At 40.7% G+C, this 16151-nt stretch carries 12 protein-coding genes; 4 read left to right on the top strand and 8 right to left on the bottom strand.

Features of this window, described 5'->3' with window-relative positions:
* Nucleotides 1-167 precede the first annotated feature (167 nt).
* The 3 genes from NL42_RS01275 (at nt 168) to NL42_RS01285 (ending at nt 5278) form a co-directional block, all read left to right on the top strand.
* Nucleotides 168-1514 (top strand): MFS transporter, encoded by a 1347-nt coding sequence (locus tag NL42_RS01275; protein WP_461311471.1) that lies wholly within the window; start codon nt 168-170, stop codon nt 1512-1514.
* A 32-nt stretch (nt 1515-1546) separates the two neighbouring features.
* Nucleotides 1547-2827, top strand: coding sequence for an OprD family outer membrane porin (locus NL42_RS01280; protein WP_461311472.1), 1281 nt, complete (start codon nt 1547-1549; stop codon nt 2825-2827).
* Nucleotides 2828-3079: 252 nt separating this feature from the next.
* Nucleotides 3080-5278 carry an OsmC domain/YcaO domain-containing protein gene (locus NL42_RS01285; RefSeq protein WP_461311473.1) on the top strand — a complete coding sequence of 733 codons (2199 nt, stop codon included), beginning with the start codon at nt 3080-3082 and terminating at the stop codon, nt 5276-5278.
* Between the two features lie 65 nt (nt 5279-5343).
* Here the strand turns inward: NL42_RS01285 and NL42_RS01290 are convergent, their stop codons facing one another.
* From NL42_RS01290 to NL42_RS01305, 4 genes are all read right to left on the bottom strand, one after another.
* The gene (locus NL42_RS01290) at nt 5344-7014 is read right to left on the bottom strand and encodes a GMC oxidoreductase (RefSeq protein ID WP_461311474.1); all 1671 of its coding nucleotides are present in this window, start codon (nt 7012-7014) and stop codon (nt 5344-5346) included.
* A 28-nt stretch (nt 7015-7042) separates the two neighbouring features.
* On the bottom strand, nt 7043-7936 hold the full coding sequence (locus tag NL42_RS01295; RefSeq protein WP_461311475.1) for an alpha/beta hydrolase: 894 nt from the start codon (nt 7934-7936) through the stop codon (nt 7043-7045).
* Between the two features lie 72 nt (nt 7937-8008).
* A complete protein-coding gene (locus NL42_RS01300; RefSeq protein WP_461311476.1) occupies nt 8009-8863 on the bottom strand; it encodes an SDR family NAD(P)-dependent oxidoreductase in 855 nt (284 codons plus the stop codon).
* A gap of 44 nt (nt 8864-8907) precedes the next feature.
* A complete protein-coding gene (locus tag NL42_RS01305) occupies nt 8908-10395 on the bottom strand; it encodes a flavin-containing monooxygenase (RefSeq protein WP_461311477.1) in 1488 nt (495 codons plus the stop codon).
* Between the two features lie 136 nt (nt 10396-10531).
* On the opposite strand from NL42_RS01305, the gene NL42_RS01310 reads away from it, so the two are divergent.
* Nucleotides 10532-11545, top strand: coding sequence for an AraC family transcriptional regulator (locus tag NL42_RS01310; RefSeq protein WP_461311478.1), 1014 nt, complete (start codon nt 10532-10534; stop codon nt 11543-11545).
* 11 nt (nt 11546-11556) lie between these two features.
* On the opposite strand, the gene NL42_RS01315 is transcribed toward NL42_RS01310, so the two are convergent.
* The 4 genes from NL42_RS01315 to NL42_RS01330 form a co-directional block, all read right to left on the bottom strand.
* The gene (locus tag NL42_RS01315) at nt 11557-12432 is read right to left on the bottom strand and encodes a class I SAM-dependent methyltransferase (protein ID WP_461311479.1); all 876 of its coding nucleotides are present in this window, start codon (nt 12430-12432) and stop codon (nt 11557-11559) included.
* A 113-nt stretch (nt 12433-12545) separates the two neighbouring features.
* Nucleotides 12546-14069, bottom strand: a complete 1524-nt coding sequence (locus tag NL42_RS01320; RefSeq protein ID WP_461311480.1) for a flavin-containing monooxygenase — start codon at nt 14067-14069, stop codon at nt 12546-12548.
* 22 nt (nt 14070-14091) lie between these two features.
* Nucleotides 14092-14925, bottom strand: coding sequence for an SDR family NAD(P)-dependent oxidoreductase (locus NL42_RS01325; RefSeq protein ID WP_461311481.1), 834 nt, complete (start codon nt 14923-14925; stop codon nt 14092-14094).
* 65 nt (nt 14926-14990) lie between these two features.
* Nucleotides 14991-15950 (bottom strand): metal-dependent hydrolase, encoded by a 960-nt coding sequence (locus NL42_RS01330; protein ID WP_461311482.1) that lies wholly within the window; start codon nt 15948-15950, stop codon nt 14991-14993.
* Nucleotides 15951-16151 lie beyond the last annotated feature (201 nt).

Here is a 16151-nt window from a genome sequence, read left to right on the forward strand (position 1 = left end):
TTTAAAAATATTGTTGATTTTTTGGATCCAAATATTCAGTATAGAAAAAGAGCAGGATGCTCAAAAAAAAATATTCCTCTAGGTCATTATGGATACGGATATGCATAACCACCCAATCGCTCAAATAGCAATGTCGTGTGTATGTCTTATCCAAGGGAGATACACAAATGGAAAGAGACGTTCTAAGTGAGATCAATCAAAACAACATGAGCCACTACCAATGGTTCGTCATTTTGATCTGTATTTGTCTCAATATTATTGATGGCTTTGACGTGATGGTAATGGCATTTACCGCACCATCCGTGTCAGCAGAATGGTCACTTTCAGGGGCGCAAATTGGCTTGTTGTTAAGTGCTGGCCTTTTTGGAATGGCTGCTGGTTCCATTTTTCTTGCACCTTTAGCCGATAAAATCGGTCGCCGTTTACTCATCTTAGTTTGTCTTGTCATTGCAGGTCTGAGCATGTTGGGCTGTGCTTTTGTACAAAGCCACGGCATGTTAGCAGCACTTCGGTTTATTACCGGAATTGGGGTGGGCGGCATTCTTGCGAGTAGTAATGTATTGGCAAGTGAATATGCCAATGCTCGTTGGCGCAGTCTCGCAGTGAGTTTAATGTCTACAGGTTATGGAATTGGCGCGACACTTGGCGGGGTACTATCATTGGCATTGATTGAACATTTGGGTTGGCGTTCAATCTTTTTAGCAGGTGGCATTACTACCATTACAATGCTGCTGATCAGCGCATGGTTATTACCAGAATCTTTAGATTACTTACTCGCGAAACGACCAAAACAGGCACTAGAACGAATTAATACAACTGTAAATCGTATGGGGCTAAACGAATTACCCGTTATGCCGCGTTATGAAAAAATCAGCACGCAAAATGGTAGTGAACTGGGCAAATTATTTGCTGGATACCTTGGATTTCAAACACTTTGTTTGTGGTTTGCCTTCTTTTTAGTGATGTTTGGCTTTTACTTCGTGATGAGCTGGACACCAAAAATTCTTATTTCCATGGGGATGTCGCCACACCAAGGTGTAAGTACGGGTATTTTAATTAGTATAGGTGGTATTTTCGGGGCTGCCATTATTGGTTTATTGGCATCACGCATGAAAATTTTCTATGCCTTAAGTCTATTTTTAGGGCTAACCTCGGCATGTGTTTTCCTATTTGTCGCAGTCTCCGCTCAAGTCAGTGTTGCACTCATGGTTGGGTTATTACTTGGCACACTTATTAATGGCTGTGTAGCAGGTTTATATTCGATTTCTCCAACAATTTACGATGCTGAAATTCGTAGTCGCGGTGTGGGCTATGCAATTGGTTTTGGACGAATTGGGGCAATTTTATCGCCAACGGTCGCAGGCATTTTTCTGGATAAAGGTATAGCACCCGCAACACTGTATGCCTATTACGGTGTGGTCTTTATTTTGGCTATTTTCCTGATTTTAAGTTTGGGTAATGCTTTTTACCGCAGTCAAAAAGAGCAAAACTACTCGCTTAAAACAGCACCTTAACCCATTAAAAAATCAAATAGTTGAGATAAAAAATGAAAAAGACACCATTGTGGGTGGGGGTATGCTTGTGCCCATTATTTAGTCAAGTTGTGCATGCCGAGTTTATTGCAGATAGTAAAGCTGAGCTGACACTACGTAATTTTTACTTTGACCGAGACTATAAAAAAGACCCTTATCCCTATACAGCAGCCAGAGATTGGGCGCAGGGTTTAATTTTTAAAGGACAGTCTGGTTATACCGAAGGGACCGTTGGGTTCGGTGTTGATGTACTGGCAATGGCAGGTTTTAACCTGATGGGAAGCCGTGCTGATGACTATGCGCGTAGTGGCTTACTTCCAGTTAATCCTGATAACTCACGTGACGATTATTATGGAAAAATCGGCATTACAGGGAGGGCTAAATTTAGAAAAAATGAGCTTTTTGTGGGGGATTTAGTTCCACAATTACCGACCATATTTTCATCGCCAGCGCGTTTGTTCCCTCAGACTTACCGTGGTATCCGGTTTGTTTCAAACGAAATTCCAAACCTTCAACTTGAAGGGTTTTATGTCGACAAAGTGCGTCAACGTGACTCAATTCGTTATACCGATGTTGGAACAGACAATATCAACCATCGTTTTGACAAGGCGGCAACTACTGACTCGTTTTATACATTAGGTGGAAGCTATCAGTTAAAGGATTACCGTTTACGGGCTTATCATGCTGAACTCAAAGACATTTACCAGCAACAGTTTTTAGGCTTTAACGGCAAACAACCTTTAAACGATCAGCTTAATTTTTTAAGCGACGTGCGTTTTTTTAATAGTGAAGAAACTGGAAGTAAAAAAATAGGTGAGGTCGATAACCGACATATTAGTGGTTTATTTGGTTTGAACTATCAAAATCATACTGTTTCTTTGGGCTACATGCAGGCTTTTGGTTCAACTGGTCTGCCATTTTTGTCGGGAACTGAAAGTCCAGTCGTGCTTGATTTTATGAGTTCGGACTATTCAAATAAAGACGAAAAAGTCTATTCGATTCGTTATGAATATGACTTTAAAAATGCGCGGGTAGGTGATGTTTCATTAAACGGACTGCGTTTTATGACTCGCTATGCAAAAGGCGAAGACATTGATTTGTTGCAATATGGCGATCAGCGCTTTAAAGAGGAATCGATGGAGTTTGATTTGGGCTATAAAATTCCCGAAGGTAAGTTAAAAGGCTTAGGTATGCGAGCTCGTTTTTCTCACTATCGCAACGACATGCCTACCAATATGACATTCCATTCGGCAAATGAAACGCGGTTGAATGTTGATTACACCTTTAAATTTTAATGTTCAATATTTAACTAAATTCAAGACGAGTTAAAACATTGTGAGTAGCAATGTTTTAACTTTAGTTATCAACTGCACAAAATCCCTCTATAATACCGCCAATCTTATTAAAGCCAATTGAGTCGTTCATTAAACACATGGCTTTAATCTCTCATTTTTTTAAGTCAATTTCTTCGCTGTGATTCGGCTTATTTTTCAATATTTAGAATTTTATGTGTCTGTGCTGACACATAAAAATATTTAGGTGCCAGCATGGAAATCAAGGTTAATTATCTCGACAATCTTCGACAGGAAGCTAAGTTCGATGACTTTACGGTAATTGCCGATCAACCAATTCGCTATAAGGGTGACGGTTCGGCACCGGGCCCATTTGACTACTTTTTAGCATCGTCAGCATTGTGTGCAGCGTACTTTGTAAAAGTGTATTGTGCAGCTAGAGATATCCCAACTGATAATATTCGTTTATCGCAAAATAATATTGTTGATCCTGAAAACCGCTACAAGCAAACCTTTAAAATTCAAATTGAATTACCAGCCGATATTTCAGAGAAAGATCGTCAAGGGATTTTACGTTCGATTGACCGTTGTACTGTTAAAAAAGTCATTCAAACGGGTCCCGAATTTATTATTGAAGAAGTTGAAAGTATCGATGCAGATGCACAAGCATTGTTATTGCCAAGCTTAACTTCAGAAAGCCATACTTTTATTCAAGGTAAAGACCTGCCATTAGAAGAAACCATTGCCAATATGTCTGCTATTTTGGCAAATTTGGGCATGAAGATTGAAATCGCGTCTTGGCGTAATATTGTCCCGAATGTATGGTCATTACACATTCGTGATGCGCAGTCTCCGATGTGTTTTACCAATGGTAAAGGTGCAACTAAAGAAAGCGCTTTAGCGTCTGCATTAGGCGAGTTTATTGAGCGTTTAAACTGTAACTTCTTCTATAACGATCAGTTCTGGGGTGAAGAAATTGCTAATGCTGAATTTGTGCATTATCCAGATGAAAAATGGTTTAAACCGGGTCCAAATGGTGAATTACCTAAAGAAATCTTAGATGAATACTGTCTTGAGATTTACAACCCAGATGATGAATTACTCGGTACACATTTATATGACACCAATTCAGGCAACGTAGAGCGTGGCATTTGCTCGCTACCTTTTGTGCGCCAGTCTGACGATGAAGTTGTCTATTTCCCATCAAACTTAATTGAAAACTTGTACTTAAGTAATGGTATGAGTGCGGGTAATACTTTGGCAGAAGCCCAAGTTCAATGCTTGTCAGAAATTTTTGAACGTGCTGTTAAACGTGAAATTTTAGAAGGTGAAATTGCACTTCCAGATGTTCCTGAAGAAGTATTAGCAAAATACCCAAGTATTGTTGCTGGTATTAAAGGTCTAGAAGAGCAAGGTTTCCCTGTATTAGTTAAAGATGCATCGTTAGGCGGTCAGTTCCCTGTAATGTGTGTGACTTTAATGAACCCGCGTACGGGCGGTGTGTTTGCATCTTTCGGTGCACATCCAAGTTTTGAAGTTGCATTGGAACGTAGTCTGACCGAATTACTTCAAGGTCGTAGTTTTGAAGGCTTAAATGATTTACCTCAACCGACTTTCCAAAGTAATGCGGTTACTGAGCCGAACAACTTTGTTGAGCACTTTATTGACTCAAGCGGGTTGGTATCTTGGCGCTTCTTTAGCTCTAAATCTGACTATGACTTTGTTGAATGGGATTTTTCTGGCGAAGGCGAAGAGTCGAACGCAGAAGAAGCTGCAACATTGTTCGGCATTCTCGAAGAGATGGGTAAAGAAGTGTATATGGCAGTCTATGAGCATTTAGGTGCGACTGCTTGCCGTATTTTAGTACCAGATTATTCAGAAATTTATCTTGTTGAAGATTTGATTTGGGATAATACCAATAAAGCACTTTCATTCCGTGAAGATATTCTAAATCTGCATCGTTTAGATAACGAACAGCTTGAGGCGTTGGTTGAGCGCTTAGAAGAATGTGAGTTAGATGATTACACTGAAATTACCACACTCATTGGCATTGAATTTGATGACAATACAGTTTGGGGACAGCTCACAATTTTAGAGTTGAAATTGCTTATTTATGTTGCTTTACAACAATTTGAAGAAGCAAAAGAGCTTGTCGAAACTTACTTGCAATATAACACCAACACCGTTGAGCGTGGCTTGTTCTATCAGTGCATGAACGTGGTGCTTGAAGTGATGTTAGATGAAGAGCTAGAGCTTGAAGACTACCTGACTAACTTCCGCCGTATGTTTGGTGATACACGAATGGATGCAGTATTAGGTTCTGTAGAGGGCAGTGTTCGTTTCTATGATTTAACACCAACAAGCATGAAACTAGAAGGACTTGATCGTCATTTACGTCTGATCGATAGCTATAAAAAATTGCATGCAGCTCGTGCTAAAGCCGTAGCGATGTAATTTAAAAAGCGAAATAAAAAAAGCCTATTTTTAAATAGGCTTTTTTTATAAAACAAATTTCTATCTTAAGCCGATGCTTTCGTGATCTCTGCGTTTTCTGTATCTGCTCTATGGTCTTGTTGCTTATCCAAAGTATGCTTAGCTGGAATATACGACATTGCACGTTCTGCAAGAGCTGTAATGGTGAGACTTGGGTTAACCCCCAAATTGGCACCTAACATTGAGCCATCTACAACGTATAAGTTTTTATAGTTAAACACACGGTTTTGTCCATCTACCACGCCACGCTCTGGACTTGAAGAAATCGCACAACCACCCATACAGTGAGCTGTAAAAGGCACGTTAAATAAAATTTCAGTAATGGTTGTCATGGGGTGGCCATTAAACATTTTGGCGACTTTTTCGGTAAATGTATTGGCCTGTGGAATATAAACTGGTAGCTTTTTACCCTCACTGGACAATACCTTGCCAAAAGGCCAAAACCAGTTGCGTTTCAAGCGCATGTTAATTGAGGCATCAGCAGTTTGCATCACCAAGAAAATCAAGGTTTGCCGAGCAAAACCAACTGGATTACTCATGCGTAGAAAAATAAATGGATGGCAGATTAAGGCCCATAACCAAAAGAAAATACGTGTCCAACCCGGTTTGCCTTTTGCCATGTACGTACACATAAGGCCCATTGCATCGGAACCATTTTGGTAGCGAGTCGCTTCAATGTGTGTGTCATGGTCAATGTAAATACTTGAACCAATGGCAACACCTTTGCTCATGTCGACATCTTTACCAAAAAAGCGTACCCCTAAAATAGATTCGGCATTGGTACGAACTCGATTACCCAAGTCATCGGAAATATTTGGCAGTGAACCAGATTGCTTTAAGCGGAACAACATCTCTTGTGTACCCAAAGAAGATGCCGAGAAAATGACGTTGCGTACTCGCCATGTACGACGCTGTTTATTAAACCATGAGGTTGAGCATTCAGTGGTTACTTCATAGCCATCACTACCATCTGCTTTGCCATTGAGTGGTTTAACATCAACAACTTTGGTTTCTTCATAAACCTTGGCACCATTTTTTTCGGCAAAGTACAAATAGTTTTTATCTAAAGTATTTTTTGCATTGTATTTACAACCTGTCATACAGCCGCCACATGCGGTACATGTCGCACGGTCTGGACCTTCACCGTTAAAATATGGGTCAGGGTAGGTTTTGCCGCCTTGTTCACCTTCGGGTGGGAAGAAAGTCGCAACACGAGTCGGTTTAAATGTGTGACCCACGCCGATAGCTTCACCCATTTGTTTGAGCATATGGTCAGCTGGACCAAAAATTTTATTATCCGTCACCCCAAGCATACGTTCTGCTTCTGCATAGTGCTGGGGCATTTCATTTTTCCAGTCTGCAGCATCTGCCCATGTGCCTTCGTCCCAAATATGTTCAGGTGGAACGAGTAGGGTATTGGCATAGGTAATTGAACCTCCACCTACGGCATTCCCGCAAATAATGGTGACATGGCGAAAAAAGCGCATATTGAAATAGCCGAAAAGCTTCATGCCCGGACGCCAAATCCAACGGCGGGAATTCCAGTTATTTTTCGCAAAATCTTCGGCTTTCCAGCGACGCCCCATTTCCATTACAGCAACTGAGTAACCTTTTTCGGTTAGACGGCAAGCAGAAACACTACCACCAAAGCCTGAACCAATAATGAGATAATCATAGTCATAATTGTTTGTTGTCATGCCGAGGCTCCTCTCTGGCGATTATTTTTTATATTGACTGTGTATGTTTATCAATGAATTGCCCAATGCGCTCAATCGAGTCATTAGATTCTTTTAGTATACCCGCGTGGAACTGAAAAACATGTCCGACTTGGTCATAAATCCTAAAGTTCGTCGGAATGCCATATTTTCCAGCTTGTTCAGCGAGACGTTTTGCATCGTCTAATAGAACTTCTTCGGTACCGACATGAATCAAAATAGGCGGTAGCCCAGTTAAGTCAGCATAGAGTGGGGAACAGATTGGATCGGTTGCCGATTTTTGTCCGCAATAGTTTTTTGCACACCACACTAACCATTCTTCAGATAGCATCGCATCTTGAGTTGCATGAGTTTTCATAGTGCTTCCAGAGAGGCTTAAATCGACCCAAGGTGAAAGTAAAACCAATGCTGCTGGTAGCGGCAATCCTGCATCCCGCATAGCAATTGCAGTACTTAAACTGAGTCCACCGCCCGCAGAATCTCCGACAAAAACGAGTTTTTTAGGGTCTTGTCCTTGGTCAAGTAGAGCTTGATAGACTGCAATTACATCTTCAAGAGCAGCGGGGCTTGAGTGCTCTGGAGCGAGGCTATATTCAGGTAACCAGACTTGTGCTTGAGCTGCATGTCCGATTTGAGCCGCAAGCTTAGTGTGACTTTTTGAACTACCAACAACATAGCCACCGCCATGTAAATACAAGATGCCGAGTCCTGATTTAGTCATTTTGGGCTGAATATGAACTGTCGGTACTTGAGCAATTGATTGCTTTTTTGTTTTATAGCCACGTGGCCCAAATACAATAGCACTGGCTGCATCGCTACAAAAACGCTGAAGCTTTAGTGGTGTTTTAGGGGATAAAGCTGGACGTAGCGTGGTACGGATAGTCCATGCAAGAAGCTGCTTCATAATAAGGACTCATGCTAAGCCTGTAATGTCAGTCAGCATCTCTTAAAAGTAAGAGTATGCTGACCACTATTTTTATTTTGCTGATTTGTTAAGTAGACGAGTTTGCAAGGCAGTTGCTGTTGCAAAAATCTTTTGGTAACCCTGTGGAAGAATACGCTGAATTACATCAACGACTTTTGCATCGGCTCCAATCAGTAAACGGCGACGGTTTTTACGAACAGCCTCTAAAATTTGTTGAGCAGCCTCGTCAGCAGGGGTGCGTAGTAATTTATCGAAAGCATCTTGGCTTTTTAGAGGGTCCATTCCTAAAGACTGGACGCTGTTATTCATACGGGCAGCTTTGGCAATATTGGTGCGAATACCACCCGGATGCACACAAGTTGCGCTAACCCCAGCATTTTGCATATCGAGTTCTTGGCGTAGGGACTCGGTAAAGCCACGAACTGCAAATTTACTGGCGTTATAAGCACTTTGAGTCGGTTGGGCTGTTAAGCCAAACATGCTGGAAATATTAATAATGTGCCCATCACCACTTTGCTTTAAAAATGGTAAGAATTCTTTGGTGCCGTAAACCACACCCCAAAAATTAATACCAATGAGCCATTCAAGATCTTCATAGCTCACACCTTCAGCCGTGCTACCTATTGCGACACCAGCATTATTAAAGATCAAATTAACTTGGCCATGCTCACTTACAACAGCTTTTGCCCAATCTGCAATTTCAGTACGCTTAGCCACATCAACTTTTTGAATGGTCACTTTAACTGGGTAGGCTGATAACTGATCGACAGTTTTGGCTAAGCCCGCTTCACTGATATCCGAAAGTGCCAGATGGCAGCCTTGTTTCGCAAGTGCAATTGCAATTGCTTGTCCAATACCTGAACCCGCACCTGTCACAGCAGCGACTTTATTTTTAAAAGACTTCATAAAATTCTCCGTTTATTTTTCTCATTTCCTATGGTGAAGCTTGTTTAAGAAATAGCCGAAACCTGAGTGTAGTTTTCCACATCGAAACGACGAGTGCGTTGACGATATTCAAGAGTAAAACCTGGCCAGTTATTGGTATTTTTGCCATCAGCAGTTTGATACCAACTTGTGCAACCTTGTGCCCAGACAGTTTTTTTCATTTTTTCTTGAATATTTTGGTTGAACTCGTGTTGAACTTCTGCACGAACGTTGGTGAATAGAAGTTTGTTTTGTATGGTTGTTTGAATGGCATCTAAAATATAATTCACCTGACTTTCGATCATGTAAACAATTGAATTATGTCCAAGATTGGTATTTGGACCATAAAGCATAAAGAAATTAGGAAAACCGCTAACAGTTAAGCCAAGGTATGCTTCTGCACCATCTTTCCATGTATCTTTTAAGGTACGTCCGTCCAATCCGGTAATTTGCATTGGCGCCATAAATTCTGTTGCGGCAAAACCAGTACCATAAATAATGGTATCGACTTCACGCAGATTTCCGTCCGTATCTAAAATGCCGTTTTCGGTGATTTCTTGAATGCCTGTATCAATCACATCTACATGGGGTTGAGTGAGCGTTTCATACCAATGGTTGGAAATCAAAATACGCTTACAGCCAATTGGATAATCCGGCATTAAACGGTGGCGTAACTTCCCATCTTTGACGACTTTACGAATATGGCGCTGAAATAAATACTCCACTAAAGGCATTTCATTGAGTGAAGTTGTAAAAGCCAGCAAACGAATTTCATGGTTTCCATATTGCAAAATGCGGTCCAGAGTTTGCAAAATTGGCAGTTTACGGAAAGCTTTTTTCTCAAGTGGCTGGTAAATGCGGTCTGGTTTTGGAATGACATAAGGTGCTGAACGTTGATAGACATCAAGATGAGCAACCTCTTTAGCAATTTCGGGAACGAACTGAATGGCACTCGCACCTGTACCAATTACTGCAACACGTTTGCCATTTAAGTCATAGTCATGATCCCAACGAGCGGAGTGAAAAGCCTTACCTTTGAAGTTTTCAATACCTTTAAGTTTTGGATAAGCAGGGCGGTTGAGCTGACCTACAGCCCCGACTAAGAACTCGGCTTCAAAGCGTTCGCCATTAGTACTTTGAATGTGCCACACACCTTGTAATGCATCGAATTCGGCACTGGCAATTTCAGTATTAAATTGAACATGTGGGCGAATATCATATTTGTCGGCACAGTGGCGTAAATATTGATAAATCTCTTGAGATGTCCCGTAGCGTTTTTTCCAACCTAGCTCTTGCTCAAAAGAAAAAGAATAAAGATGAGAAGGCACATCACATGCAGCCCCTGGATAAGTATTATCACGCCAGACACCACCAACATCGGCAGCTTTCTCAAATACGGTAAACTGGTTGAATCCTGCCTGTTTAAGGCGAATAGCAAGGCCTAAACCTCCGAAGCCAGTACCTATAATAGCGATACGTACATTTTTATTTGAATTAGATGACGAATTAAACATAGGCTGCCCTAAAGTCCTTAAAAACACTGTGCGAAAGAATCGCAATTTCCTGTATGCAGAATAGACGTTTATCTTCTTGATTTAGAGGATGGATGAGGACAAAATATTGTGATTCGGGGACATTTTTGGTGATACAGTGACGTACGCTTGGGCATTTGAACGCAGTATACATAGCGTCCGACTTATGGCTGATTTTGCGGCAGAAGCAGGTATTACCTATCATAATATTCTCAAAGGAACGGGACTCGATCAGCAACAATTGCTTGATCCCAACATGGTGGTCTCGGGGCATCAAGAGTTACAGCTCATCCATAACTTAGTTGAACTCTTTGGAGATCGTCCTACTTTAGGCTTAGAAGTAGGTACCCGCTACCATTTCACAACATTTGGGCCTTTAGGTATGGCCCTGATGAGTAGTGCCAGCATTCGCGAGGCACTTGATTTAGCTTTAACGTATTTCTCATTAACCTTTGCGTTTACCCGCTTTTTAGTTTCAGATACCAATGAGGGTACTCATATTGAAATCGAAGAGGAGGGTATTCCATCTTCGGTTAGGCAATTTATTATTGAACGCGATACAGCCGCTCTTATTACGGTGCAACGCGACCTCGTACAAAGTAATTTTTGCCAATATTTGGCTTTTTCTTTTGAAGCTAGAGGTAATCTACAAGCTTATGAAAAAGTATTTGGGGTAATGCCTGAATTTGGTCGTAGCAAAAGTTTTGTTCTGCTTGATGCACAAAAAATTAATCAAAAGCTGCAAATGGCAAATGAACTGGTATTGCATACAGCGGAAGAACAATGTCGACAAATTTTAGATAAGCGCCAATCACAAAAGAAATTTATTAATTTGGTACAGCAGCAGCTAATGGGTGTACGAGGCGAAATGCCATCAATGGAAATGGTTGCCGATCGGTTGCATTTAAATGCCCGTACTTTACGCCGCCATTTGGCATCTGAAGAAATGACTTTTATTCAAATACGCGAAGAAGTGAGACAGGTTTTGGCTGAACAATATCTAGCTTTGCCTAAGGTATCTATTGAACAAATTGCAGAGTGGCTAGGTTATGCCGAGCCTGCCAGTTTTATTCATGCCTATAAAAGATGGCATAGGAAAACACCTCATGCCATGCGTTTAAACAATCAATAATCAAAATACGGTTATTTCTTTAAACGCAAATGTAGTAAGCGCGTTGCTGAGGTGTGGCGAATTTCATCGGTCCGTGCATTAAAATATCGTTTAGTAATTGCTGCGCCTGATAAATCTTCGACTACTTCAAATCCCATCTGCTCCACAGCGTGATGTAAATCAGTTGGTTTGAATTGACCTAATAAAGGTTCTTTCAGCAAATGGGTAAACTGTGCAACACCCATGCTTCCAAGTCGCTCAATACCGTTTAATTCCTGAAAATCGGTCGAATAGTCGAGTACAACTTCACTATTGTTTGCAGCAAACTCAGCAATACTTTTTAAAGTTTGCAAGGTCGTTTGCGGGTTTAAATAGTGAGTTGTTCCTAACCACGAAAAAAATGCGGGAGCGGACGGCTCATAAACACTTCTAGTCAAGGCTTCAGAGATAGACTCTTTTTCAAAATTAATTGCGACAAACTCAACTATGGTAGGAATTTCGCCTAGTTTTTTTAGCTTGGCTTGTTTAGCAGCTTGAGTATCAGGATGATCCACTTCAAAAATTTTCAAAGCTGGGTAATGATGCGATTGACGTAGTGCAAAAGAGTCTAGGCCAGCACCGACTAACACATATTGTTGAGTATCTTGTTGAACTGATAGATCAAGTAAATCTTCGGCATAACGAGAGCGTCCGACTACTTGCCCAGTAAGTAAACCTAAAGTGCGGTTTAAAACCGAAGAATTCATGACTTTAACAATCAGTGGGTTAGAGAGCAGTTTTTTCCAGCCTTTACTGGTCAGCTCAAAAGCATAAGGGTCTGAAAATACAGGGTTCTTCGTATTTTGAAAATGATTGGCCCGTAATGCAGCAGCGGCTTCGGCGGTACGACTAGATTGACCTTCTTTCATCTTTATCCTGTTTTTTTATTTCTTGAAGATATTCAACGAAGAAGGCAGTGTATTTCATGAAAGTCAAAAATACACTGCCTATTTCTTACAACGGATTTGATCGAAATTACAAATTAGTAAGTTTTCGTCGTTTGATACGTCACTTCATAATCTTTCAAATCTACTTTTTTCAAACGTTGTTTAAGTTTTTTTAATGACCAAGGCCATGCGGCAAAGTTACGACCGTTGGCATCAAGGTAGTAACTCTTACAGCCGCCGCTATTAAATACCGTTGTTTGTAAGTGCTTTTGCACCAAGTCGTTATGCTTTTTAATCACATCAGATTTAACATTTAATTTGCTAATTCCTTTGTTTCTAATTTTCAATAAGCCATCTACGATATAGTCGAGCTGCGCTTCTGCCAAACCAATGAAAGAGTCATAAACCAGTACGTTAGGCCCTAAAACTAAAAATGCATTTGGTACATTTTCAATGTTGGTCCCCAAGTAAGCCTCTGGTGAACTACTTTTCCATATATCTTGTAAACATTGGCCTTTTTCATTGTGGACGCGTTTACCAATTGGTGGGTGAGATACTTCAAAGCCTGTACCCCAAATAATCACATCAACTTCGTGGCGCTCACCATTTGCAGCAACCACCGTATTGCCTTCAACTTTCACTAAACCATGAGGGATTAGAGTGGTGTTTGGTGCTTGTAGAGCAGGGTAGTAATTGTTGGCAAATAAAATACGTTTACAACCAATATCAAAATTTGGCGTTACATTTTTGCGTAATTCAGGGTCAGCAATTTGAAGTTTGAGTAATTGCTTACCCAAGACATTGACTGGTTTTAGGGCAAGTGGATTACGTAAACCAAAGTTAATCGCATTCAGCGTTAACGCTACACTTTTACGCCAGCTCGCCTGAATAGACGGATATTTAGCAATCACTGATTTACTAAATTCGCCTAAGTCTGTATCTGGTTTCGGTAGTACCCAAGGGGCTGTACGCTGGAACACAAACAGCTCTTTCGCTTTTGGTTGAATTTGTGGCACAAACTGAATAGCAGATGCACCAGTACCAATCACGGCAATGCGTTTATCTGTCAAATCATAATCATGGTTCCATTTAGCAGAATGGAACATCTCGCCTTTAAATGTTTCTAAGCCTTCAAGACGTGGAATTTGAGCTTCGGTAATTGGACCTGTGGCAAAAATAACGGTTTTAGACAAATATTGACCAGTACTGGTATCAAGTACCCACACATGACGTGAGTCATCCCATGCTGCATTCAGCAGCTCGCTATTAAACTCGATTTTAGATGTAACATTAAACTCGTTACTCACATCTTCCAGATAACTTAAGATTTCTGGCTGGCGCGCAAATAAATGGCTCCATTTTGCACTTGGTGCAAATGAATAAGAGTAAAGAGCAGAAGGTACATCACAACCACAACCTGGATAGGTGTTTTCACGCCATGTTCCACCAACACGGCCAGCTTTTTCAATAATTTTATAATTGGTATAGCCAACTTGATCTAGACGAATGGCAGCAGCGATACCTGAAATACCAGCACCCACAATAAAAGTATCGAAAATATGGCTTGGTGATTTGACAGCTTTTTTTGCTGATGCATTTGTTTTCATTTGAGCAGTCATATGTGTACTACCTATAAATTTCTTATTTAAATAATTTGTACGATGTGCCAAGGAACTTGTTATACAAGCTTGGTGATGCACGTTTCATGAGCCAGAATAACTTCGCATCGATTTGAGGAATGGTGTAAAGCTCATTCTGATCAAGGCGGTTCAGTGTTAATTTGGCTACACTATCACTCGTGGTGAGGGCATAATTCATGAGTGCATGGTCTGCAAGCTTTGAATAGCGTCCCGGAATCCGACCATTTTTGATGATATTGGTTGGAACCAAAGTGGGGCAGAGTACATTGACTTTAATATTGAACTTATGCAGCTCGGCAGAAAGCGTTTCTGAAAGCGCGCGTACACCTGCTTTAGTCACGTTATAGGCGGTCATTTCTGGTGCGGCTGTATAAGATGCAGCGGAAGCAACGTTAATAATTGCACCATAACCCAACTTTTTAAACTTTGGAACAAATGCATGACACCCATGAATAACCCCCCAAAGGTTAATATTCATGACCCAGTTCCAGTCTTCTAGGCTTAGCTCGTCAAACTTACCACCTAAACCTACACCTGCATTATTAATGACAAGGGTGACAGGGTGCCCAAGTAAGATCTCAGCAGTTTCAGCGAGATTTGCCACATGTTCGGCATTGCTCACATCACAGCGCAGAGCAAAAGCTTTTGCACCCTCTTGTTCAAGAAGTTTTACTGTTTCTTCAGCAGCTTCCAGATTAATATCTGCACACACTACGCTGCCACCACGTTTTGCCAGTTCAATTGCAAAACTTCGACCAATCCCACTGCCTGCACCCGTCACTACGGCATAAGCTTTTTGGCTTGGTTTAACTTTCTTTTTGCCAAATAAAATCATGATTCATCCATAAATAGCTTGAAGAGATACCAGCTATCTGTTTGATAGCTGGAAATGCAGGACGATTAAGACACGCGTACAGGTGGGGTAAATTCTTTAACAAAGAAAGGTGCAATCGCGCCGCCTTCGTTCAGTAATTTCTTTTTGTAATACTCAAGATATTCAGTCGTATCATGATCATTTGGATGAAAGTCTGGACGTAAATAGTCAAGAATTTGACCAATCGTACTGCCAAAAACACCATCTTTCGGGCCAAAGATTAAACCAACACCACGGCGAGCATCTTTCCAGAATTTTAAGGTCAGCATCTCTTGCGGTTTTCTTAAAACAGGGACAAATAAAGTAGTCGCAGGAATAAGCCCTAAAATGGTAATTAGAGCAAGGGCGAAACCAGATGCGCGTAGTGGATAGCTACCATTTAAAATTTGGTAGACATCATAAGCAATGTCTTTATGCTCAGACTCTTCAAGCATATGCCACATCCACAACGCACGGCTTTTTGCATCGTCTGAATAATAGAAATTCTTTTCATGTTTCATCATGTATTCAGCAAGTACCGCAGTAAAATGCTCAATACCCGCCATCATTGACAATTTCAGTGGTTGTGGAAATTTCAAAAATACATATTTAAAGAAATTCGAACCAAGAAAACGGTATAGGGCAACAGGATATTCAGCTTCTTGCAGCGCATCGTTATATTCATTGTGCAATTTTGAGTGAATTGCCTCTTGGCCAATCAGTGAAGTTACGCGCTGTTTTAAGATTGGATCTTTAATAAATTCACGATGGTGGCGAGCGGTTTCAATAACCAGATCTTCACCGTAGGTTAAAAACACCGAAAGTGTGGCAAAAAACAAAGTAGCAAACTGATTGTCCATATAGAATCTGACATCAATTTCCTTACCATCAAAACCAATATTTAAATGTCGGATTGGAATTGAGCTTTTGCTAGCAAAATCCGGTAACTCAATTTCACGGTGAAATTTAAGTTTGTTTAATGATTTTTTTACTGTGGTCGAGATCATGGCGATACCCTGAGACAAAGTAGTGGTGCATTTTGATGAAAACCAATAAAATTAATGATCAACAAAGCACTATAAATTCCATTTTCAAAAGCAGGATATTCTCTGCATTGACTACGGTGTTGTTGCTCCGTTATTTGTTTGATTATTTGGCTGAATAACGGAAAGAAGAGTAAAGATAGACAAACTATTTAGTGACTCTTC

Source organism: Acinetobacter sp. GN11, assembly GCF_054823985.1.